Raw genomic sequence first — 22,341 nt, 5'->3', positions numbered from 1 at the left:
CGCCGGTTCACCATGCGGTGAACGGGAGGTATATGCCACTGTTCTCGCGTCTTCCCGGCGCGCTCACGGCGTGGCAGGCTACCGGCACGTAGGACCACTGGGCGACCAGCCAACGATGACTGACCGCTAGGAGGACGGCCGATGGGCGAGATGGTGAGCTACGCCAGCAACGGTGGGACGAGCGAGGGGTATCTCGCGATACCCTCCGGCGGTGCGGCCAGCCCCGCGGTCATCGTCATCCAGGACTGGTGGGGTCTGGTGCCCCACATCCGGTCGGTCGCGGACCGCTTCGCCGAGGCGGGTTTCGTCGCCCTCGCCCCGGACTTCCGGCACGGTCAGCCGGCCAGCAAGCCGAGTGAGCCCCGGCAGATGCTGAACAGCGCGCAGATGGACGAGGCGGCGGCCGACATCGCCGTCGCGGCGGACTACCTGGCCGGTCGTCCCGAGGTCACCGGCAAGGTCGGCTGCGCGGGTTTCTGCGCCGGAGCCAGCCTGGCCCTCTGGGCGGCCACCCGGTCCGAGCGGATCGTCGCCACCGCCGCCTTCTACCCGCGGCTGCCGTGGGAGGCGATGCGCTCCGAGTGGAGCGACTACGCCGGCAAGGCGGCGGTCGTGCACTGCTCCGAAGCGGACGGTCTCTCCGCCGCGGACGGCGTACAGACCGTCCGCCGGGCCATCGAGACGGCCGGCGGCACCTGCCAGACCTACGACTACCCGGGCACCGCGCACGCGTTCTTCAACGAGGACCGGCCGGAGAACTTCGACCAGCGGGCCGCCGCCACCGCCTGGGCACGCACCCTGGAACTCTTCCGGGCCAAGCTTGGCTGAGCCCCGTACCCCCGTGGAGGTGGTCGCCCGCGCCGCGCGGGCGACCGACCTGGCCGACCTCGACGGCGCCGTCAGCAACTGCTTCGCCTGCCCGCGCCTGGTCGCCTGGCGGGAGGAGGTCGCCCGGACGAAGCGGGCGGCCTTCCGCGAGCAGCACTACTGGGGTCGCCCGGTGCCCGGCTTCGGCACGTCGGACGCCCGGATCGGCATCCTCGGGCTGGCCCCGGCCGCGCACGGCGGCAACCGCACCGGTCGGATCTTCACCGGCGACCGGTCGGGCGACGTGCTCTTCGCCGCCCTGCACCGCGCCGGCCTGGCCAACCAGCCGACCAGCGTGGCCGCCGACGACGGCCTCACGCTGCGCGACACCCGGATCTTCGCGGCGGTGCGGTGCGCGCCGCCGGACAACAAGCCCACCCCGGCCGAGCGGGACACCTGTGCGCCGTGGCTGCACCGCGAGGTCGCGCTGATCCGGCCCACCCTGCGCGTCGTGGTCGCGCTGGGCGCCTTCGCCTGGGCCGCGTGGTGGCCGGTGCTGCGCGACGTGTACGGCGTCCGCCCGCCCAGCCCGCGACCGGTCTTCGGGCATGGGGCACACTGGTCCGGAACAGCCGCCCCCGAGCTGCTCGGTTGCTACCACGTCAGCCAGCAGAACACCTTCACGGGACGGCTGACACCATTGATGCTGGACGACGTGTTCGCCCGGGCGAAGCAACTCGCCGGGGTGGACTGAGGCTGCGTGGGGCGGTGGCGATGGACCTCGGCGTGCTGCGCAGGTGGTGGCCCGTCCTCGCGGTGACCCTCCTGCTGGCCGCCGCGGCGCTCGCCGCCGGGCACTCCTCGATCGGCGCGAGCCGCATCCCGCCCGCCGCCAAGCAACTCCCGTACGTCCCGGACTACCCCTCCGCCGCGCCGGCTCCCTCCATCCCGATCGAGCCGCGCGCCGGCGCCGAACGGACCCAGGCCGACATCCCGCAGTGGATCGCGACCGCGGCGATCGTCCTGCTGGGCCTGGCCATCCTGCTCGCTCTCGGCTACCTGGCCTGGACGCTGATCCGGGGCGCCCTGCGCCGCACCACCCGGGCCGTCCCGGCCGCCCGCGCCCGGCGTACCGCCGAGGGCACCGCCCGCGAGGTGGTCGCCGCCCTCGACGCCGGCCTGGTCGAGCTGGACGACGCCGACACCGACCCGCGCACCGCCGTGATCGCCTGCTGGGTACGCCTGGAGGAGGCCGCCACCGAGGCCGGCGTGCCACGGCGTACCGGGGACACCCCGACCGACCTGGTCACCCGGCTGCTGCGGGGCGACCCGGCCGCCGGGGTGCCCGCCATCGCCAGCGCCGACGTGCTGGACTCGTTCGCCCACGTCTACCGCGAGGCCCGGTACGCCACCCACACCGTGGACGCCCGGATGCGCGACCAGGCCCGGGCGGCGCTGCGCCGGCTGCGCGGCGAACTGACCGCCCTCGCCACCGCCGCCGAGGAGGTGCCGGCGTGAACGCGCGACCCGTCGAGCCCCGGGCGGTGCGGTCGTGACCGAGCGCACCGGCCTCGACGACCTGCTGACCTTCGAGGAGGAGCCGCCGCCGCCCACCGGCCGGGAGCGCGGCGGGCGGGGCCGGGCCGTGCTGCGTACGCTCGCGGTCGCCGCCGCCGCAACGGCGGTGGTCCTCGCCGTGCTGCGCGCGGTCGGCCTCCAGGTCTCGATCTGGATCGTGGTGGCCGGCGTGCTGGCGGTGCTCGCCGTGCGCCGGGTCACCGCCGACCTCGCCCCGCCGCCCCCGCCCCGCGCCGGTGGGCGCGCCCCCGCCGGTGAGGAGCCCGACGCCTGGAACTGGGGCGCCCGGGACGCCCTGCGGGCCGCCATCAACGGGTGGGAACGTCCGCTGGACTGGTCCTCCGGCAACCGGGAGCGGTTCACCGAGCGAATCCTGCCGCGGCTGGGCGAGCTGGCCGACGAGCGGCTGCGCCAGCGCCACGGCGTGACCCGCGAGTCCGACCCGGCCCGCGCCCGCACCCTGCTCGGGGAGCCGCTGTGGACGTTCCTCAGCACTCCCTCCCGCCGCCCCCCGTCGCCGCGCGACCTTGCGGCGATCGTCGCCGAACTGGAGAAGATCTGATGAACGACGTGGACCGCAACATCCCCGCCGCGGAGGTAGGCCACCTGGCCCGGGCGGTGCTGGACGCGGTCGGTCAGGTCGTGGTCGGCAAGCGGGAGTCCCTGGAGCTGGTCCTCGCCGGCATTCTCGCCGGTGGGCACGTGCTGCTGGAGGACCTGCCCGGCCTGGGCAAGACGCTGACCGCGCGGTCCTTCGCGCAGGCCCTCGGCCTGGATTTCCGCCGCCTCCAGTTCACCCCGGACCTGCTGCCGGCCGACGTCACCGGCTCCTTCCTCTACGACCAGCGCAGCGGTGACTTCTCCTTCCGCGCCGGCCCGCTCTTCACCAACCTGCTGCTCGCCGACGAGATCAACCGGACGCCGCCGAAGACCCAGTCGGCGCTGTTGGAGGCGATGCAGGAGAAGCAGGTCTCCGTAGAGGGCGTCACCTACCGGCTGGACGAGCCGTTCCACGTGCTCGCCACCGCCAACCCGATCGAGTACGAGGGGACGTACCCGCTGCCCGAGGCGCAGCTGGACCGGTTCCTGCTGCGAGTGTCGTTCGGCTACCCGCAGCGCGAGGAGGAGTGGGACGTGCTGCGCCGGCGGATGGCCCGCCGCCGGGAGGAGGCCGAGATCAAGCCGGTGGTGGACGCGGCCACGCTGCGCGCCATGCAGGCCGCGCTGGAGGACGTGGTGGTGGAGGACTCCGTCGGCCGGTACATCGTCGACCTGACCGCGGCCACCCGCGAGCACCCGTCGGTGCTGGTCGGCGCCTCCCCGCGCGGCTCGCTGGCGCTGTTGCTGCTGGCCCGCGTCCGGGCGGTCTTCGCCGGCCGCGACTACGTGGTGCCGGAGGACGTCAAGGAGGTGGCCGCCCCGGCGCTCGCGCACCGGATCACACTGCGGCCGGAGATGTGGCTGCGCCGGGTCGATCCGTCCTTCGTGGTCGGTGAGGTGCTGGAGCAGACGCCCGCCCCGGCCAGCGGCGCCCTGCCCAGCTACGCGGCCGGCCGGCCGGGGCGCTGACGACCGTGCCCACCGACGAAGCGGCGGAGCCGGCGGCGGGCTGGGCGCCCACCTGGGCGCTGGGCCGGGCGGTGCTGCTCACCGGGGTGCTGCTGATCGCCGCCGTGCTGCTCGGCCGGGTCGACCTGGTCGTGCTCGCCACGCCGTTCGCGCTCGGCACCGCGTACGCGCTGCGCCGCCGGCCGACCGCCGCGCCGCAGCTGGAGATCCTCGCCGACGACGGGCACCTGGTCGAGGGCGGGGCGATGGCCGCGACGGTCAGCGTCGGCAACCCGGACACCGTCTCGTACGACGTGGCCGTGGTGCGGGCCCGCGTCTCGCCGTGGCTGCGCGTCGAGCGGGTCGGCTTCGGCGGGGCCGGGCTGGACGTGCGCCGCTCCGGCGCCGACCGTCCGTTCGTCACCGCGATCCCCACCGGCCGGGCCGTCGACCTGGAGCTGTCCGGCACCGCGCGGCGCTGGGGGCGGCACCCGATCGGCCCGGCCGGCGCGCGGGTGGCCGCCGCCGACGGGCTGCTCGTCTCCCGCGCGGTGATCACCGACCCGGTGCGGATGCGGGTCTATCCGGAAACCGAGCAGTTCGAGGCGGTGGAGGCGATGCCCCGGGCGGCCGGGCTGGTCGGCGCGCACCACTCGCGCCGCCCCGGCGAGGGCGGCGAGCTGGCCGGCGTCCGGGTCTTCGGGCCCGGCGACCGGCTGCGCCGCATCGACTGGCGGGTCTCCCTGCGGGCCCGTCAGCTGCACGTGGCGGCCACCCTGTCGGACCGGGACGCCGAGGTGGTGGTGCTGCTCGACGTGCTCGCCGAGGCGGGCCGCTCCGGCGGGGTGAAGGGCGCCGCGTCCGTGTTGGACACCACGGTCCGGGCCGCCGCCGCGATCGCCGAGCACTACCTGCACCGGGGTGACCGGGTGGCGATGCTGGAGTACGGGCCGGCGGCCCGCCGGCTGCGCCCGGCCACCGGCCGCCGGCAGTACCTGACCGTGCTGGAGTGGCTGCTCGACGTGCGCGCCGAGGCCTCCCCGCACGAGCCGTACGACCAGGTCTTCGGGCCGCAGGTGCTCTCCGCCGACGCGCTGGTGGTGGTGCTGACTCCGCTGCTGGACGAGCGGTCCGCGCAGATGCTGGCCCGGCTGGCGCGGGGCGGCCGGTTCGTGGTCGCGGTGGACACGCTGCCCACCGACCTCGCCCCGCCCGGCGAGCGGGGCTGGGCGCCGGTGGCGTTCCGGCTGTGGCGGCTGGACCGGGACACGATGATCGCCCAGCTGCGCGAGCACGGCGTGCCGGTGGTGCGCTGGGCCGGCGCGGGCAGCCTGGACCAGGTGCTGCGCGACGTGGCCCGGCTGGCCACCGCCCCACGGGTGGGTGCCCGATGAACGCGGTCACGGAACGGGTCCGGGCGCTGCGGGCGGCGGTCAACCGGGTGAGCCTGGCGCCGCTGCTGGTGCGCGCCGGCATCTTCCTCACCGTGCTGGTCGGCCTGCTGCTGGCGTACCCGGTCGAGATGTTCTCCGCGCGGGCGCTGCTCGCCCTCACGGTGGTCGCGGTGCTGCCGGGGGTGGCCCCGCGCCGGGGGTGGCCGACCTTCGCCGCCCTGGTCACCGTGGGCGGCTGGGTGATCGCCTCCGCCGGGTACGACCGGCCGATCGCGCTCTGGCGGCTGCTCGCCGTGGCTGCCGCCCTCTACCTGGCGCACACCCTCTGCGCGCTCGCCGCGGTGCTGCCCTACGACGCCGTGGTCGACCCGGATCTGGTGCTGCGCTGGCTGAGCCGGGCCGGCACGGTGATCCTCGCCACGGCCGTGGTCGGGGTGATCCTGGCTTGGCTGGGCGAGATCGGCGGGGGTGCCGGGTTTCAGGCGGCGACGGTGGCCGGACTGCTGGTGGCGGTGGGGTTGAGCGGGCTGCTGGGCTGGCTGCTGCGTCGCGGATAGCGGGACGGCTCCGGGACGTTGCGCAGGTCACAGGGGTTGTGCTCCGTCACAGAAGGGGGTCTCGGACGGGATTACCTGAGCCGCCCGGGGAAAGATAGATGACGTGAATCCGAAGCGGATCCTTGTCGTGGGTGCCGGGCACGTCGGCCTGTACGCCGCTCTGCGCCTGTCCAAGAAGCTGAGCTCCCGTGAGGCCGAGGTCGTCGTCGTCGACCCGCAGCCGCACATGACCTACCAGCCGTTCCTCCCGGAGGCAGCGGCCGGCAACATCTCGCCCCGGCACTCCGTGGTGCCGCTGCGGCGGGAGTTGCGCCGGTGCAAGGTCGTGGCGGGTGCGGTGACGCGGATCGACCACGACCGGAAGACCGCGGTGGTGCAGCCGATCAGCGGCCCCACCCGGGAGATCCAGTACGACCACGTCGTGCTGGCCCCCGGCTCGGTCTCCCGGACGCTGCCGATCCCGGGCCTGCACGAGCACGGTATCGGGTTCAAGACCATCGGCGAGGCCATCTACCTGCGCAACCACGTGCTGGACCGGCTCGACGTGGCGGCCGCCACGCCGGACCCGGCGGTCCGCCGTTCGGCGCTGACCTTCACCTTCGTCGGCGGTGGTTACGCCGGCATCGAGGCGCTCGCCGAGATGGAGGACATGGCCCGGGACGCGCTGCGGTACTACCCGGAGCTCAAGCCCGAGGACATGCGCTGGGTGCTGGTCGAGGCGACCCAGCGGGTGCTGCCCGAGGTCGACCGGGACATGGGCGCCTACACCGTCCAGCAGCTGCTCAAGCGGAACATGGACATCCGCCTGGACACCCGGCTGGAGTCCTGCGTCGACGGCGTGGTGAAGCTCTCCGACGGCGACACCTTCCGCTCCGACACCATCGTGTGGACGGCCGGCGTGAAGCCCTCGCCGATGCTCGACGCGACCGATTTCCCGCGCGACGAGCGCCGGCGGGTCACCTGCCTGCCGACGCTGCAGATCGTCGACGGCGACCGGGTCGTCGAGGGCGCCTGGAGCGCCGGCGACTGCGCCGCCGTACCGGACCTGACCAAGGAGCCGGGCAACTACTGCTCGCCGAGCGCCCAGCACGCGGTGCGTCAGGCGGCCCGGATGGCCGACAACATCGCGAACGTGATCCGCGGTCGCGAGCCGGTCAACTACAAGCACAAGCACGCGGGCAGCGTGGCCAGCCTCGGCCTGCACAAGGGCGTCGCCCAGGTGTACGGCGTGAAGATGACCGGCTGGCCGGCCTGGTTCATGCACCGGACGTACCACATGAGCCGGATCCCGTCCTTCAACCGCAAGGTCCGGGTCGTGGTCGACTGGTCGCTGGCGTTCTTCCTCAAGCGTGAGGTGGTCGCCCTCGGCCAGCTGCACGACCCGCGCGAGGAGTTCGCCGAGGCGTCCCAGCCGGTCGGCGCCGGCGTCGGCCGCCCGGTCTGATCCCCGTTCGCCACGAAGGCCCCCTCCCGTCCCGGGAGGGGGCCTTCGTCGTATCGGGGGCGGGTCAGACCCGCCAGGTCCAGGCGTCGGCGATCCGGGTGCCCGGGCCGTAGAGCTGCACCAGGGTGCGGCGCAGGCTCTCCGCGTGCGGGGCGTCGTCGGTGACCGCCACACAGTCCGCGCCCCAGAAGTCGGCGTCCGCCCGGGCCTGCCGGCGTTGCTCGTCGCCGATCACCGGCTCGTCGCCCCGCCGGGCCACGTCGGACAGCAGCGCCGAGGTGGGCTGTTTGTAGGTGCCCATCGCGGCGGTCCCGTCCCGGCCGTACGGGCCGATGAAGAAGCCCTCCGGGATGCCGAACGCTCCGTCGGCCGCCGCCGCCCAGCGCATCGGCCAGGGATCCCTGGGGGTGGCGGCCGGCACCGGCACCAGCACCCCGCCGGGGCGTACGCACTCGCGCCAGTGGCCGCCGGTGATGAACTCGGGCAGCGGCGGGCGGTCGGTCGTCGGCAGGGGAGCGGGGAAGACGGTGAGCAGGGCCGCCCCCACCGCGGCGGGGACCAGCCGCCGGGCCCGACCGGGCCGCCGCAGCGCCCGGTCCACCGCGAGCACCAGCAGCGTCGCGGCCAGCGGCAGCAGGGTCAGGCCGAACCGCATCGGCAGCGCACCGTCGATCACCGGCAGGCCGGCGAGCAGCGTGTACGGCCCGGGCATTGCGGTGCGGGTGCCGTCGTGCACCACCTCGGGGCCGAGCGACAGCGCGCCCATCGCCAGCGCGCCGGCGACGCAGGCGACCACCACCGGCCGGCGCCCCAGCCAGAGTGCGCAGCCGGCGGTGACCAGCAGCAGCGGCAGGCCGAGGAAGGTGTTGTACTCGGCCGGGCCGGTGGTCAGCCGGGCCGACGCGTCGCTGCCGACCACCGACAGCGGGGAGATGGTCCACCAGCTGCGCAGGTCGGCGGAGAAGTAGTGCGGGCTGAACATGCCGTCGGCCACGCCCTGCGGCCCGGCGAACTGGAACCACAGCGGGTAGCCGAGGACGAGCAGGGCGAGCCCGGCGGCGAGCATCAGGCCGCCGGCGAAGCCGGGCAGCGCCCGGCGCAGCAGCTCGCGGTCGGTCATCGCGTACGCCACCGTCATCACCAGCAGGGTGACCGCCGTGAGGAAGAGCACCTCCTCGCCGATGAAGACCTGCGCGCTGACCGCGGCGGCCAGGCCCAGCGCTGAGGTGACCAGCCGCCGGCGGTCCGGCCCGTCCAGCGACTCCGGGCCAGGGTCGGCCGCGCGGAGCATCCGCACGACCAGCCAGACGATCACCGGCACCAGCCACTGGGCGGTCATGTGCAGGTGGCTGTTGGACTGGGACACCATGCCCGGGCCGAAGCCGCACAGCCCGGCGCCGAGCGCGGCGGCGAGCCGGTGGGCGCGCAGCGTACGGGTGAAGAGCAGGTACCAGGCGACGGCGGTCCCGGCGAGGTTCACCCCGGCCAGCAGGGCGAAGGTGACCGGCGCGCCGAAGAGCAGGGTGACCGGGGCGAGGACCACGCCGAGCGCGATGACCGTGGTGTTGGTCATCAGGTTCACCCCGTCCGGGCTGTTGAGCCGGTCGGTGAGCAGGCCGAAGTCGCCGAGCACGGCTCGCGAGTCGACCGCCAGGAACCACTCGTACAGGGTCTGGTCCGCCGGGTTGAGCGCCAGCACCCGGCCGGTCGGGTCGGGCCAGAGGCCCTGGGTGAGCCAGCCGGCGAGCAGCACGAACGCGAGGCCGACGAGCAGGTCGGTGCGGTGCCGGGCGACAGACGCCCGCCAGCGGGTGGCGCGGGATCCGGGCGCGGCCGGCTCGGCGAGGCCGACAGCCAGGTCGGGGTCGGCGTCGGACGCCGTACGGGCTGCGCTGGTCACGGGCTCGACCCTAGTGCGGCACCGGTGACGGGGTACGCCGGGTCGCCGGTGAACGGTTACGGTGACACTGCACCGCGCGTGTCGGCGCGCCGGTGCCGCCCGCCCGGGTGGTGGAACGGCAGACACGGCCGCCTTAAAAGCGGCTGCCGAAAGGCGTGCGGGTTCGACCCCCGCCCCGGGCACACACTCTCAGCTTTCCCTCAGCCGACTCACGGGCGCGCGGGTCGCCGTCTCCGTTTACCCTTGTAGGGCACGTCGTGCGTGCGATGACCCCCTGAGGGAGGCCTGAGAAGTGAAGACCTCGAACCCGGTGCTGGCCCGGCTCGGCCAGGCGGCCGAGCGGGAGCGTTCCGCCGGGTACGCCCCGCCCGGGCAGTACGGCTACGGCCAGCCCGGCATTCCCCAGCAGCACCCGGGCCAACCCGGCTACCCGGTGGCCCCGGCCGCCGGCACCATGACCATCGACGACGTGGTCGTCAAGACCGTCGCGCTCCTGGGCATCCTCGGCGTCTCCGCCGCGGCCGCCTGGGTGCTGGTGCCGGACAGCCTTCTCTACACGGCCTGGATCGGCGCCGCGATCGTCGGCGTGGTCCTCGGCCTGATCATCTCCTTCTCCCGGATCGCGAACCCGGCGCTGGTCGTCGCGTACGCGGTGGTCGAGGGTGCCTTCGTCGGTCTGGTCAGCAAGGCCTACGAGACCGCCTACGAGGGCATCGTGCTCCAGGCCGTGGTGGCCACCTTCGGTGTCTTCTTCGTGATGGCCATGCTCTACAAGGCGAAGGTCATCCGGGCGACCCCGAAGTTCGTCAAGGGCATGATCGCCGTGATGGCCGGCCTCTTCGCCGTCATGCTGATCAACTTTGTGCTGGCGGTCTTCTTCGACGTCAACACCGGCCTGCGTGACGGCAGCCCGCTGGCCATCGGCTTCAGCCTGGTCTGCATCGTGGTCGCGTCGCTGAGCTTCGTGCTCAGCTTCAAGGAGGTCGAGGACGGCGTCCGGATGGGGCTGCCCCAGCGCTACTCCTGGACGGCCGCGTTCGGCATCGTGGTCAGCCTGGTCTGGCTCTACCTGGAGCTGCTCCGGCTGATCAGCTACTTCCAGGGCGACGACTGACCGTCGGAGCCCCTCGGCGCCCGCCACCGCTACCCGCGGCGGCGGGCGCCGTCGTCTGCGCAGCCGGGTCGCCGCCGCACCCCGGCCCGGCCGTTTCTCCGCCGCCGGCGGGCCGTCCGGGGGAGAGTGGCACCAGGGGTACGGCTGGCGAGGAGGTGGCGGGTGCGCAGCGCCAACCCGGTCCTGGACCGGCTGGACGACAGCAGCCGGGAGCACCGGCTGCCCGGTGCGGGCGGCGCGGAGGCGATGACCGTCGACGACGTGGTGGTCCGTACCGTCGGGCTGCTGCTGCTCACCGGCGCCACCGCGGCGGTGGCCTGGGTGGTCGTGCCGCAGGCGGTGTGGGTCCCGGCGGCGCTGGCCGGCACCGCCCTGGCCGGCATCGCGCTGCTGCTGGTGATCTCGCTGCGCGGCCTCACCCACCCGGCCCCGATCATCGGGTACGCCCTGCTCCAGGGGGTGCTGCTCGGGGTGGCCAGCCGGGCGTTCGAGCTGGTCTACCCGGGCATCGTCGCGCAGGCGGTGGTGGGCACCTTCGGGGTGTTCCTCGGGATGGCGGTGCTCTACCGGGCCCGGCTGGTCCGGGCCACGCCGCGGCTGGCCCGCCTGGTGATCGGCACGCTGATCGGGCTGCTCGCGGTCAGCCTGGTCAACCTGGTCTTCCGGCTGTTCACCGGCCGGCAGGGCGTGGAGGTCTACAGCATCTCCGGCCAGGTCGGCTGGCTGCCGTACGCCTTCTCGGCGGTGGCGATCATCGCCGGGGCGCTCAGCTTCATCCTCGACTTCGACCAGGTGGAGCGGTCGGTCGGGACCGGCCTGCCCCGCCGGTACGCCTGGCTCTGCGCGTTCGGGCTGCTGGCCGGGCTGATCTTCCTCTACTGGCAGATCCTGCGGCTGCTGAGCTACCTGCGCCGCTGAGCGGGCGCGGGGACGGGGCGGCCGTAGACTCGGCGGCGATGAGCGCAGCGGAGTTGGACCGGGCGGTGGAGCTGCTGGTCCGTCAGGTGGGGCACTGGCAGCAGCCGCGGTGGGCGGCGATCGCCGAGGGGGGCAACGTGTCCCGCGCCGACCTGGTGCACCGGCTGGTGCAGGAGCTGGCCAACCTCGGCGCGGACGTCGAGGGAGAGCCGCGCCGGGGCGTACCTCGGCTGGACAACGACCTGGCGCTGGTCGACCAACTCCGGGTGGTGGCGGCGGACCTGGTCGCGGCCGGGGCGCCGGAGGCGACACTGGCCCGCGCCGCCGCCGAGGTGACGGCGACCCGCTCGACGCTCTGACGCCTCACTCCTTCAGCCAGCGTCGTGCCTTCCGCCGGCGGGCCCGGTCCCGGGCGGCGGGGATCGCCCGCAGGTCCCGATCGGCCGCCGTGGCCTGCCGGGCGTGCAGCAGCCCGTAGGTGAAGGCGTTCTCCCCGTCGGCGTACGCGCGCAGCGCCTGGCGTCGCAGCACCTCCCGGGTGACCACCGAGTCGTGGTGCGTGCCGAGCAGGTCCTGAAGGTCCTTGAGCCGTTTTACCAGGGCGGCGGCGGGCTGCCCCGCGTCCGGCTCGCGCACCTCGACGGCGTACCGGGCGGCCTTGTACGCCTTCCGCGCCTCGTGCAGCGCGACCTCCGCCTCCTGCCCCCGTTGCCCGTCGAGGGCCCGGTCCAGCCGGTCGTCGGCGCGGGTGAGCGCCCGGCGGACCCGGCGGGCGACCCAGCGCGCGTCGGCGGCACGGGCGGGCGGTGCCTCCAGCAGCCGGTCCAGTCCGGCCAGCAGCTCGGTGTAGCGGTCGGAGTCCAGCGTCCGGACCAGCTCGTCGAGGGCGGTGGCGAGGTCGGCGGCGAACCGCTCCGAGATGCGCGCCGCGACCGGACCGAGGACCAGGTCGGCGGGCTCGGCACGGACGGCGTCGGTGAGCCGGGCGGCCATCACCTGCGCGTCGCGGACCGACCCGAGCCGGCCGCCCAGCCAGCGGAGCTCGGCGCGCAGCACCTCGCTGCGCGGACGGTCCCAGCGGCCGCGGAAGGTCCGCAGCGTGGCCCGCAGCCGGCGGACGGCGACCCGCATGTCGTGCACCGCGCCCTCGTCACCGTGCCGGGCCCCGGGATGGTTCGCGATCAGCACGTCGCGCTGGGTGAGGGCGTAGCGGGAGACCGGGTCCGTCGGGGCCGCGTCGGTGACGGCGGCGAGCCGGCCGGCGAGGGCCCGATGGGACTTGGAGACGGGAACCGGGCGGGCACCCGCCTCGCGCAGCCGCGACTGCACCGCGTCGAGCAGCCGGTCGTCGCCCTCGACCAGCTCGACCTCGATCTCCCGCCACGCCTGCCGCTCGCCGGTGACCAGGTCCCGCCCGTCGACGGTGTCCTCGGCGACCTCGGCCAGCACCCGGCCCGCCGCGTCCAGCAGCCGTCGTTCCACCCGGTGGGTGGTGATCCGGGCCGCCGGTTCGACCGCCTGCCCGCGGGAGGCGGCCCGGAACAGCCCGACCAGCTCCGCCGGCGGGTCGAGGTCGTCCGCGCCGGCCGGGAACTGGTACTCGGTCCGGGCGCCCCCGGCCGCGCCGACCTTCAGGTGCCAGCCGGCGTCGTGGCCGCCGGTCCGCCGGCGCAACGCGAAGCCGCTGCGCGCCAGCCGCAGGTCCGGGGTGTCCACATAGACCGCGTCCAGGTCGAAGGCGGTGGCGTCCGACATCGTCGCGACGCCACCGCACCCCGTCAGGTCCGGCAGCCGGAAGCCCTCGTCGGCGGAGTACTTGCGTTCCCGCTCCACCACCGTCGCCATGCGGATCCGATACCCGCGCGGACGACCGGCGAACCGGGGATCAGCTGAGCCGCTCCAGCACCATCGCCATGCCCTGGCCGCCACCGACGCACATGGTCTCCAGGCCGATGGTCTTGTCGTGCCACTCCAGGGAGTTGAGCAGCGTGCCGGTGATCCGGGCGCCGGTCATGCCGAACGGGTGGCCGACGGCGATCGCGCCGCCCATCACGTTGACCTTCTCCTCCGGGATGCCCAGCTGCCGGTAGGAGGGGATCACCTGCGCGGCGAACGCCTCGTTGATCTCGACCAGGTCGACGTCGTCGACGGTCATGCCGGCCCGCTTGAGGGCCTGCCGGGACGCCTCGACCGGGCCGAGGCCCATGATCTCCGGCGACAGGGCGGTCACGCCGGTGGAGACGATCCGGGCCAGCGGGGTGAGCCCGAGGTCCTTCGCGCGCTGGGCGCTCATCACCACCACCGCGGCGGCGCCGTCGTTGAGCGGGCAGCAGTTGCCGGCGGTGATCCGGCCGTCGGGGCGGAAGACCGGCTTGAGACCGGCGACGGCCTCCAGGGTGACCCCGGCGCGCGGGCCGTCGTCGGTGCTGACCACGGTGCCGTCCGGCGTGGTGACCGGGGTGATCTCGCGGGCCCAGAAGCCGTCGGCGATCGCCTTCTCGGCGAGGTTCTGGCTGCGGACACCGAAGGCGTCCATGTCCTCGCGGGTGACGTCGTACACCTGGGCGAGGTTCTCGGCGGTCTGCCCCATCGTCAGGTAGATGTCGGGGAGCTGGCCGGCCTCGCGCGGGTCGGTCCACACCTCGGCGCCACCGGCCGCGCGGGCCGTGGAACGCTCCTGCGCCTCGGCGAAGCGCGGGTTCTCCCAGCCGCCGCCGACCAGCGCCTGTGCCTCCGGCGGGAGGGTGTCGGAGTTGCCCCGGGCGTACCGGGAGACCGTCTCCACGCCGGCGGAGATGAAGACGTCGCCCTCACCGGCGCGGATGGCGTGCATCGCCATGCGGGTGGTCTGCAGCGACGAGGCGCAGTAGCGGGTGAGGGTGGCGCCGGGCAGGCCGTCCAGGCCCAGCAGCGTGGCGACCACCCGGGCCATGTTGAAGCCCTGCTCGCCGCCGGGCAGGCCGCACCCGAGGTAGAGGTCCTCGACCTCGGTCGGGTCGAGCCCGGGGACCTTGTCCAGCGCGGCCTGGACGATGGTCGCGGCGAGGTCGTCGGGGCGGACCTCGCGCAGCGAGCCCTTGAACGCGCGACCGATGGGGGAGCGGGCGGTGGCGACGATGACGGCGTCGCGGGACGACTCAATCGGCATGAGCCAACGTTAACTCGCCGGTAACTTGGCGGGGAAGCTGCCGGGGCGGCGGGAAATGTCACCCTGCGGGGCGGACCCCCGCCCGCCCGTCCACCGTCAGCTCACTGGCGGGAGGCGCTGGTGGCCGCGGCGGCCACCGCCGGCAGCAGGGCGTGCGCCCAGACCCGGTAGCCGTCGGCGGAGGGGTGGAAGCCGTCGGGGCAGAAGGCCCCGGCGTCGGCGCGGAACACCGGCCCGGTCTCGGTGCCGAGGTCGACCACGCTGCCGCCGGCGTCGAGCACGGCAGCGGTCTGCGCCCGGGCCATCCGCCGCCCCGACCAGCCGAGCACCTGCCGCAGCGGCTGCGCGACGGCGCGGACCGCGCCCAGGTCCGGGCAGGTGCCGACCACGACCTCGACCCGCGCGTCGCGCAGCCGGCGCACCGCCGCGCCGAGGTACGCCGCAGCCTCGCCCGGCCGGCGCATCGCGGTGGCGTCGTTGGCGCCGATCAGGATCACCGCCACGTCGGGGCGCTCGCCGAGCAGCGCCCGGGCTACCTGGGTGGCCAGGTCCGTGGAGCGGGAGCCGGAGACCCCCACGCTGGACAGGTGCACCTGCCGCCCGGTCGGCCCCTCGGCCAGCAGGTGGGCCAGTTGCCCGCCCACGGTCTCGTCGAAGCGTTCGACCCCCACGCCGAGCGCCGAGGAGTCGCCCAGCAGCACCAGCCGCAGCGGCGGGGCGCCGGCCCGGCCGACGGTGGCGCGCAGCGCCAGGCCCAGCTCCGGCTGGGCGTAGCTGCGGTTGCGGGCGGCGACGGCCTGCCCGGCGAGCACCGCCGCGCCGCCGATGGTGCCCGCGACCAGGGAGAAGGCCGCCGCCTTGCCGAGCCGGAGCGCCAGCTGCGCACCGATGCCGCGTTCGGTCATGACGACGCCTCCCCGTGCGGGACGGCGCGCCGGCAGGCGCGCTCCTGGCGGCGGTCGGCACGGGGCTCCGCCGCGCGGGGCCCGGTGGTTCGCTCGCTCATGCCGATCCCTCCAGTGTGGGTGAGTCGGTGGCGGGACCGGGTTGCGGCACCGCGCCGACGCCGAAGAAGGCCCGCCGACGCAGGTGGGCCCAACGGCCGGCCGGCCCGCGGTCGCGACCCCGGACCTGGGCGCCGCTGACCTCCGTCCCGGCGTGCCGGGCCGCCTCCTGGGCGGCCTCCGGCAGCGACCGTACCCCTTCGGCCCGGACCGGTACCGGCCTGCGTTCCACGCCGGCGCCCAGCGCCGAGATCACGGTGGGCAGCATCGCGGCGGCGGCCACCGCGTACCCCTCCGCGGACGGGTGGAACCGGTCCCAGGCGAACATCCGGGTGGGTTCGGCGACGAACCGGGGACCGAGCATGTCGCCGAGGGAGACCGTCCAGCCGCCCGCCTCGACCACCGCCACCGTCTGCGCGGCGGCCAGCTGCCGGCTCCACCGCCGGGCCAGCCAGCGCAGCGGCGGCTGGATCGGCTGGATCGCGCCGAGGTCGGGGCAGGTGCCGACGACCACCTCGCAACCGGCGGCCCGCAGCGCGCGGACCGCCTCGACCAGATAGCGCACCGCCAGCCCGGGCGGGGTGCGGTTGGTGACGTCGTTGCCGCCGATCAGGATCACCGCGACGTCCGGGTCGCACTCCAGCGCCGACTCGACCTGCGGCCGGAGCCCGGCGGAGAGCGATCCCACGACGGCGAAGCGGTGCACCCGGACCGGCCGGTGCAGCCGTCGGGACAGCCCGGTGGCGAGCAGCGCCCCCAGGGTCTCCCGGCGCCGGTGCACGCCGTAGCTGGCCGCCGACGAGTCGCCGAGCACGACCATGGTCAACGGCCGGCCGGGGCACTTCGCGCCGTAGACGCCGTCGCAGCGGGGCGGGGGCGCCTCCGCCATCGGGATGGTGCGCCGGGCCTGGCGGGCCTGACCGAGCAGCACCCCGCCCGTCGCGACGAACGCCGCCGCGGTCGCGCCCGTGCCGATCGCCGCCATCCGGGCGATCTGGCGGGCGCGGTGCCAGCGCGGACCCGGTACGACGGAACCAGCCACCCCCATACCGCCACGTTATCGCGCCGGCCCGACACGCCGCTCTCCTCGTGCTGGCCGGTTCGTGCCTGGGAAGCGCCGCTTCTGGGTACCTGTCCGGTGACGGCGACGAGCGACGGCGCCGGAGGAGCAGGTCACGGCGGGCTTGCGCACCCGCGTCACGCTGGTCGGGCGGAAAGGGGTCGGACGAGATGAGCAGGACGTTGAAGCGGAGCGCGGCGTTCACCGCGTTGTTCCGGGCACTGGCGGCGGGCGCCCGGGGCGGGCCCTCGCTGGGCGCCCGGTTGGCGGCGCTGCCCCGGATGATCAGGGCGACCGCCCGGGGCGAGTACGACGGTGGCCTCCGGCTGGCCATGATGACGGCGGCGACGGCGTACGTGCTCTCGCCGGTGGACGTGGTGCCGGAGCTGTTCCTGACCGTCTTCGGCCTGGTGGACGACGCGGTCATGGTCACCTGGCTGGCCGGCAGCGTGCTGGCGGAGACCGAGCGTTTCCTGGAGTGGGAGACGCGTCGCAGCTCCGTCATCCCCGGGCAGATGATCCCCTGACGGCACGTACCCTGGGCGACGAACGAAATGTCTGCCCGGCCGCCGGCGCCGGCGCCGCAACGAAGGGCACAACGAGGTGCAGTACTACGACAACGTCGTCGAGTTGATCGGCAACACCCCGCTGGTACGGCTGCGCAGCGTCACCGAGGGCATCCAGGCCACCGTGCTGGCGAAGGTGGAGTACCTCAACCCGGGCGGCTCGGTGAAGGACCGGATCGCGCTGCGGATGGTGGAGGACGCCGAGGCCGCGGGCATCCTCAAGCCGGGCGGCACCATCGTCGAGCCGACCAGCGGGAACACCGGCGTCGGGTTGGCCCTGGTGGCGCAGCTCAAGGGCTACAAGTGCGTCTTCGTCTGCCCGGACAAGGTCAGCCAGGACAAGCAGGACGTGCTGCGCGCGTACGGCGCCGAGGTGGTGGTCTGCCCGACCGCCGTCGCGCCGGAGGACCCGCGCTCCTACTACAACGTCTCCGACCGGCTGGCCCGGGAGATCCCCGGCGCCTGGAAGCCCAACCAGTACAGCAACCCGGCCAACCCGCGCTCGCACTACGAGACGACCGGCCCGGAGCTGTGGAAGCAGACCGAGGGCGGGCTGACCCACTTCGTGGCCGGCGTCGGCACCGGCGGCACCATCTCCGGCATCGGGCGCTACCTGAAGGAGGCCTCCGAGGGCCGCGTCAAGGTCGTCGGGGCGGACCCGGAGGGTTCGGTCTACTCCGGCGGCACCGGCCGGCCGTACCTGGTCGAGGGCGTCGGTGAGGACTTCTGGCCGGAGACGTACGACCGGGGCATCGCCGACGAGATCATCGAGGTCTCGGACAAGGCCTCGTTCGAGATGACCCGGCGGCTGGCCCGCGAGGAGGGGATGCTGGTCGGCGGCTCCTGCGGGATGGCCGTGGTGGCCGCCCTGGAGGTGGCCCGCAAGGCCGGCCCGGACGACGTCATCGTCGTGCTGCTGCCGGACAGCGGCAAGGGCTACCTGTCGAAGATCTTCAACGACAACTGGATGGCCCGGTACGGCTTCCTCGACAACTCGGGCACCGAGCCGACCGTCGCCGACGCGCTCGCCAGCAAGCCGGGCGGCCTGCCCGAGCTGGTGCACGTGCACCCCACCGAGACGGTCCGCGACGCGATCGACTACATGCGCGAGTACGGCGTCTCGCAGCTGCCGGTGCTCAAGGCCGAGCCGCCGGTGGTGACCGGCGAGGTGGCCGGCTCGATCGCCGAGAAGGATCTGCTCGACGCCCTCTTCACCGGGCAGGCGCACCTGCACGACACCATCGAGCGGCACATGGCCGAGCCGCTGCCGATGATCGGCGGCGGGCAGCCGGTGAGCGAGGCCGTCGGCCTGCTGGAGAAGTCCGACGCGGCGCTGGTGCTGGTCGACGGCAAGCCCAAGGGCGTGCTCACCCGGCAGGACCTGCTCGCCCACCTCGGCGCGCGCTGACCCGACGACGTACCGCGGGGCCTCCTCCGATCCGGGGGAGGCCCCGCGTCGTCGTACCGGCCGCCGGAACGCGCGTGACGGCTCAGCGGCCCAGCTCGGTCGGCACCGCGACCACGTCGACGAGGGCGCCCCGGCGCAGCACGGTCACCGGCAGCCGGGTGCCGATCGCCGGGCCGAGCATGAGCCGTTGCAGGCCCTGGCCGTCCCGGACCTGCCGACCGCCGGCGGAGAGGATCACGTCACCGAGGTAGATCCCGGCCTGTCCGGCCGGGCTGCCCGGCACCACCTCGACCACCCGCAGGCCACGGCGCTGGCCGGTGCGCTCGGCGACCTCCGGCGGCAGCGGCACCGGGACGCCGGCCACCCCCAGCCAGGCCCGGCGTACCCGGCCGTCGGCGATGAGGTCGTCGACGATCTGCCGGGTGGTGGCGTTGATCGGCACGGCCAGCCCGAGGCCGTAGCCGGCCACGGCGGTGTTCACCCCGATCACCCGGCCGGCCGAGTCGGCCAGCGCACCGCCGGAGTTGCCGGGGTTGAGCGCGGCGTCGGTCTGGATGACGTCCTCGATGAGTCGGGTGACCCGGCCGTCGCGGGCCGGCAGCGACCGGCCCAGCCCGGACACCACCCCGGCGGTGACCGAGCCGGCCAGCCCCATGGGGTTGCCGACCGCGACCACCAGCTGGCCGATCCGCAGGGTGTCCGCGTCGCCCAGCTCCACCGGCGGCACGGTCGCCTCGTCCACCCGCAGCACCGCCAGGTCGGAGAGCGGATCCGCCCCGACAACCCGGAACCGCGCCTCGGTGCCGTCGCCGAAGGCGGCCGAGCCGTCCCGGGCGCCCTGCACCACGTGGGCGCTGGTCAGCAGCAGGCCGTCGGTGCCCACGGTGATCGCGGAGCCGGCGCCGGCCCCGCGCGCGGTCCGCACCGACAGGGCGGCCACGCTGGGCAGCACCCGGGCCGCCACGCCGGTGACCACCCGGGAGTACGCGTCGAGCGCGGCGTCCTCCGCCCGCTCGGTGTGATCGGTGTCCATGAACCCGGGAACACCCTGGCATCGACGGGCATGCCCCGATCAGCTCAGAGCGAACGGACGGGTCAGAGCGGTCGGGCGTACCGGACCTGCGGGACGACGATCGGGCCGAAGTGCTCGTCGCGCCGGGTGCCCGCCAGCGTCCAGCCACCGCGCTCGTAGAAGCGACGCGCGTCGAGATTCTGCGCCAGCACCCAGAGCACCGCCCGGGACCAGCCGCGCGATCGCATGGCGTCCAGCGCGTCGACCATCAGCTCGCGGCCGGTGCCCCGGCCCCGCTCGTCGGGCTCCAGGTGGATGGCGTTGAGCAGGCCGGTGGCCGGATCGCCCTCGTCGTCCGGGCCCAGGTAGCTGAAGCCGACCAGCCGGCCGTCCCGCTCGGCCAGCGTCATCCGGTGCTCGTCCCGCTCCCAGCCGAACCGCTCGACCCAGTACCGGCCCATCGCCTCGGCCGACGGGTCGGCCAGCGCCTCCGCCGGCAGGAACGCGGAGTACGCGGCCACCCGCGACGCTCGGTGCAGGGCCCCGACCGCCATCAGGTCGTCGACGGTGGCGGGGCGCAGCGTGAGGGTCATCCGGCCGAGGTTACCCGGCGGGGCGGGACCGGCACGGTGATCAGGTCCTCGGCGATGACCAGGTCCCCGGCGAAGTGCCGGCGGGCCTCGTCGGCGAAGCGGCGCAGATCGCTGTAGCGCTGGGAGAAGTGGGTGAGCACGAGCTTGCGTACCCCCGACTCGGTCGCCACCCGCGCGGCCTGAGCCGCGGTCAGGTGGCCGGCCTCGGCGGCCAGGGCGGTCTCCGACTCCAGGAAGGTCGACTCGATGACCAGCAGGTCGGCGTCTTCGGCGAGGGCGTACACCGCGTCGCAGAGTGCGGTGTCCATCACGAAGGCGAACCGCTGGCCCGGTCGGGTCACGCTCACCTCGTCCCGGGTGACCCGACGCCCGGCCAGGTCGAGGTGACCGACGCGGAGCAGCTCCCCGACCGCCGGCCCGGCGATCCCGTACGCGGACAGCCGCTCCGGCAGCATCCGGCAGCCGTCCGGCTCCACCAGCCGATAGCCGTACGTCTCGATGGAGTGCCGCAGCCGGCGGGCCTCCAGCGTGCCACCGCGCACGGTGATCCGCTGCCCGTCCGCCTCGATCGGCTCGACGGCCAGCTCGGCGGTCTCGTGGAAGGAGGTGGCGTGCCGCAGCCGGGCGAAGTACTCGGCGCCGCCGGCCGGGAAATGCACCGCCACCGGGTGCGGCACCCGGTCCAGGGAGAGCCGCTGGATGGTGCCGGGCAGGCCGAGGCAGTGGTCGCCGTGGAAGTGGGTGACGCAGATCCGGGTCAGGTCGGTGGCGGTGACCCCGGTGTGCAGCAGCTGCCGCTGGGTGCCCTCGCCCGGGTCGAAGAGGATCACCTCGTCGTCCCAGCGCAGCACGTACCCGTTGTGGTTGCGCTGCCGGGTGGGGGCCTGGCTGGCCGTCCCGAGCACCACCAGCTCGCGCATGGACACGTGATCACCTCCGGACATGAAGCGACCCCCGGGGCTTCCGCGCTCGCGCGCGGGCCGGCTGGACTGGGCCGGCACCCCGGGGGTCGGGTGGCTGTCGTGGTTTCGCCGCACCGCTGCCACACGGTCTCGACGATGGTGCAGATGCCCGCCTCGCGGCGAACGGGTATTCACTGTCGAGGACAGCGGCTAGCGGACAGCCACCTCACGAGTCCGATTGCTATACAAGTCTGGACCACCTCCTTTCCCGTGTACGGCCACGCTATCCAGTTCCGCGGGGCACCGGCAACGGATTTCGATCACACGCGGGCCGGGAATGGCCGGCGGTCGCGTCGCTGCTGGCCGGGGCCGGTGTTCACGTTCCGGTCGGTTCCCGGCAGCCGGTCGGGACAGCGCGCCCGTCCGGCGGTCGGCATCATAGGGCCGTGACGGGGAGGACATTGACCAGAGCCGGCGACGACCCGCCGCTCGCCCTGCAGTTGGTCGGGACCGGACTGATCTTCTTCGCACTGGAGCTGGCCCGGCCGAACAGCTGGTTGACGGAGTCGGGCGACGCCCCGATCTTCCTCCTCGAGTACCTCGCCGCCCTGAGCCTCGTCGACCTGCTCTGGTCGGCCTACGCCCGCCGGCGCGAAGGGGACGCCGGCACACGGGCCGGATCGGACGCACGGGTGCCCACCGGGCGGGGCAGCCTGGTCGCCCGGTGGCTCGCCTGGGCCACCGCCGTCCTGGTCTGGTCATTCCTCGCCCACCGGGTCGGAGATCTGGCGGACCGGTCGTGGGTCCGGGCGGCGGCGCTCGCCCTACTGATCGTGATCGCCTTCGGCGCGGCGCCCCGGCAGCGGGGCGTCGGGCAGGGGCGGCTCCCGCTGGTGCTGGTCGGCCTGCCGCTGCTGGTCGGTGCCGTGATCCTCGGCGCCCGGACCATCTCGTCGTCCTGGCCGGCCGCCGCCGACCGGGCCCTCACCTCGCCCTACACCTGGCTGGCGGTGGTCGCCTGGCTGGACTACGTCGTTCAGGACCGGCGGACCGAGGACGGTCGCCGCCGGTGGCCGGCCCTGCGGGCGGCCGGTGGCCTGCTGCTCGCGGTCGCCTGCCTGGCCGCGATCTTCGGACCCTGGTGGCCGGACCGCTGGTACGGCACGCTGGCCCGGATGGCGCTCGCCCTCTTCGGAGCGGTCTGGTTCGCGCGCGTGGCCCACCTGGTCCCCGACCCGTCGCCGGTCGAGGGCGGCGCGGACGAGCCGGCGACTCCGCCGGCGCCGGCCACGGACGACCCGGGGGCCCCGGAGGACCGTGCCGATCCGCGCACGTCGTCAGCTTCGTAGCGTCTGACGAACGTGTCGTGGGCATCGCCGGCCCTGGTC

Annotated in this window: 22 protein-coding genes and 1 tRNA gene; 15 read left to right on the top strand and 8 right to left on the bottom strand. The window is 74.6% G+C overall.

Annotated elements, in window-relative coordinates; all coding sequences use genetic code 11:
• The first annotated feature begins 141 nt into the window (after window positions 1–141).
• From V6U89_RS05765 to V6U89_RS05730, 8 genes are all read left to right on the top strand, one after another.
• Window positions 142–828, top strand: coding sequence for a dienelactone hydrolase family protein (locus V6U89_RS05765; RefSeq protein WP_334569580.1), 687 nt, complete (start codon window positions 142–144; stop codon window positions 826–828).
• Between the two features lie 19 nt (window positions 829–847).
• Complete coding sequence (locus V6U89_RS05760) at window positions 848–1,561, top strand: uracil-DNA glycosylase (RefSeq protein WP_334569828.1); 714 nt, start codon at window positions 848–850, stop codon at window positions 1,559–1,561.
• A 20-nt stretch (window positions 1,562–1,581) separates the two neighbouring features.
• On the top strand, window positions 1,582–2,325 hold the full coding sequence (locus V6U89_RS05755) for a DUF4129 domain-containing protein (RefSeq protein WP_280837950.1): 744 nt from the start codon (window positions 1,582–1,584) through the stop codon (window positions 2,323–2,325).
• A gap of 34 nt (window positions 2,326–2,359) precedes the next feature.
• The gene (locus V6U89_RS05750) at window positions 2,360–2,947 is read left to right on the top strand and encodes a hypothetical protein (protein WP_442933871.1); all 588 of its coding nucleotides are present in this window, start codon (window positions 2,360–2,362) and stop codon (window positions 2,945–2,947) included.
• A complete protein-coding gene (locus V6U89_RS05745) occupies window positions 2,947–3,954 on the top strand; it encodes an AAA family ATPase (RefSeq protein WP_334569579.1) in 1,008 nt (335 codons plus the stop codon). Before V6U89_RS05750 ends, V6U89_RS05745 begins: the two co-directional genes overlap by 1 nt.
• On the top strand, window positions 3,951–5,327 hold the full coding sequence (locus tag V6U89_RS05740) for a DUF58 domain-containing protein (protein WP_334569825.1): 1,377 nt from the start codon (window positions 3,951–3,953) through the stop codon (window positions 5,325–5,327). Before V6U89_RS05745 ends, V6U89_RS05740 begins: the two co-directional genes overlap by 4 nt.
• A complete protein-coding gene (locus V6U89_RS05735; RefSeq protein ID WP_334569578.1) occupies window positions 5,324–5,884 on the top strand; it encodes a hypothetical protein in 561 nt (186 codons plus the stop codon). The genes V6U89_RS05740 and V6U89_RS05735 overlap by 4 nt, the downstream gene beginning before the upstream one ends.
• A 103-nt stretch (window positions 5,885–5,987) precedes the next feature.
• A complete protein-coding gene (locus tag V6U89_RS05730; protein ID WP_334569577.1) occupies window positions 5,988–7,328 on the top strand; it encodes an NAD(P)/FAD-dependent oxidoreductase in 1,341 nt (446 codons plus the stop codon).
• Between the two features lie 64 nt (window positions 7,329–7,392).
• On the opposite strand, the gene V6U89_RS05725 is transcribed toward V6U89_RS05730, so the two are convergent.
• Entirely contained in the window at window positions 7,393–9,228 is a 1,836-nt protein-coding gene (locus tag V6U89_RS05725) for a hypothetical protein (protein ID WP_334569576.1), read from the bottom strand.
• Window positions 9,229–9,329: 101 nt separating this feature from the next.
• Here V6U89_RS05725 and V6U89_RS05720 point away from each other — a divergent pair.
• From V6U89_RS05720 to V6U89_RS05705, 4 genes are all read left to right on the top strand, one after another.
• Window positions 9,330–9,410 (top strand) — tRNA-Leu (locus V6U89_RS05720).
• Window positions 9,411–9,520: 110 nt separating this feature from the next.
• A complete protein-coding gene (locus tag V6U89_RS05715; protein WP_334569575.1) occupies window positions 9,521–10,342 on the top strand; it encodes a Bax inhibitor-1/YccA family protein in 822 nt (273 codons plus the stop codon).
• A 162-nt stretch (window positions 10,343–10,504) separates the two neighbouring features.
• The gene (locus V6U89_RS05710; protein WP_334569574.1) at window positions 10,505–11,260 is read left to right on the top strand and encodes a Bax inhibitor-1/YccA family protein; all 756 of its coding nucleotides are present in this window, start codon (window positions 10,505–10,507) and stop codon (window positions 11,258–11,260) included.
• Between the two features lie 38 nt (window positions 11,261–11,298).
• Window positions 11,299–11,619 carry a hypothetical protein gene (locus V6U89_RS05705; protein WP_334569573.1) on the top strand — a complete coding sequence of 107 codons (321 nt, stop codon included), beginning with the start codon at window positions 11,299–11,301 and terminating at the stop codon, window positions 11,617–11,619.
• Between the two features lie 4 nt (window positions 11,620–11,623).
• On the opposite strand, the gene V6U89_RS05700 is transcribed toward V6U89_RS05705, so the two are convergent.
• From V6U89_RS05700 to V6U89_RS05685, 4 genes are all read right to left on the bottom strand, one after another.
• Window positions 11,624–13,105: a CYTH and CHAD domain-containing protein gene (locus V6U89_RS05700; protein WP_334569571.1), complete on the bottom strand. Its 1,482-nt coding sequence runs from the start codon at window positions 13,103–13,105 to the stop codon at window positions 11,624–11,626.
• 40 nt (window positions 13,106–13,145) lie between these two features.
• Window positions 13,146–14,408, bottom strand: coding sequence for an acetyl-CoA C-acetyltransferase (locus tag V6U89_RS05695; RefSeq protein ID WP_334569570.1), 1,263 nt, complete (start codon window positions 14,406–14,408; stop codon window positions 13,146–13,148).
• Between the two features lie 101 nt (window positions 14,409–14,509).
• The gene (locus V6U89_RS05690) at window positions 14,510–15,313 is read right to left on the bottom strand and encodes an SGNH/GDSL hydrolase family protein (protein ID WP_334569569.1); all 804 of its coding nucleotides are present in this window, start codon (window positions 15,311–15,313) and stop codon (window positions 14,510–14,512) included.
• Between the two features lie 97 nt (window positions 15,314–15,410).
• Window positions 15,411–16,460 (bottom strand): SGNH/GDSL hydrolase family protein, encoded by a 1,050-nt coding sequence (locus tag V6U89_RS05685; protein ID WP_334569568.1) that lies wholly within the window; start codon window positions 16,458–16,460, stop codon window positions 15,411–15,413.
• Window positions 16,461–16,642: 182 nt separating this feature from the next.
• On the opposite strand from V6U89_RS05685, the gene V6U89_RS05680 reads away from it, so the two are divergent.
• The gene (locus tag V6U89_RS05680; protein ID WP_334569567.1) at window positions 16,643–16,999 is read left to right on the top strand and encodes a YkvA family protein; all 357 of its coding nucleotides are present in this window, start codon (window positions 16,643–16,645) and stop codon (window positions 16,997–16,999) included.
• Window positions 17,000–17,075: 76 nt separating this feature from the next.
• A complete protein-coding gene (locus tag V6U89_RS05675; protein ID WP_334569566.1) occupies window positions 17,076–18,446 on the top strand; it encodes a cystathionine beta-synthase in 1,371 nt (456 codons plus the stop codon).
• Between the two features lie 82 nt (window positions 18,447–18,528).
• Here V6U89_RS05675 and V6U89_RS05670 read toward each other — a convergent pair whose 3' ends face one another.
• From V6U89_RS05670 to V6U89_RS05660, 3 genes are all read right to left on the bottom strand, one after another.
• Entirely contained in the window at window positions 18,529–19,479 is a 951-nt protein-coding gene (locus tag V6U89_RS05670; RefSeq protein WP_334569565.1) for a S1C family serine protease, read from the bottom strand.
• 62 nt (window positions 19,480–19,541) lie between these two features.
• A complete protein-coding gene (locus tag V6U89_RS05665; RefSeq protein ID WP_334569564.1) occupies window positions 19,542–20,051 on the bottom strand; it encodes a GNAT family N-acetyltransferase in 510 nt (169 codons plus the stop codon).
• Window positions 20,048–20,977 (bottom strand): ribonuclease Z, encoded by a 930-nt coding sequence (locus V6U89_RS05660; protein ID WP_334569563.1) that lies wholly within the window; start codon window positions 20,975–20,977, stop codon window positions 20,048–20,050. The genes V6U89_RS05665 and V6U89_RS05660 overlap by 4 nt, the downstream gene beginning before the upstream one ends.
• Before the next feature lie 422 nt (window positions 20,978–21,399).
• On the opposite strand from V6U89_RS05660, the gene V6U89_RS05655 reads away from it, so the two are divergent.
• Window positions 21,400–22,302 carry a hypothetical protein gene (locus V6U89_RS05655; RefSeq protein ID WP_334569562.1) on the top strand — a complete coding sequence of 301 codons (903 nt, stop codon included), beginning with the start codon at window positions 21,400–21,402 and terminating at the stop codon, window positions 22,300–22,302.
• The last annotated feature ends 39 nt before the right edge of the window (window positions 22,303–22,341 follow it).

It is taken from the genome of Micromonospora sp. CPCC 206171 (genome assembly GCF_036906755.1).
GTDB lineage: Bacteria > Actinomycetota > Actinomycetes > Mycobacteriales > Micromonosporaceae > Micromonospora > Micromonospora purpureochromogenes.
This window is presented reverse-complemented; position numbering and strand designations above follow the sequence as displayed.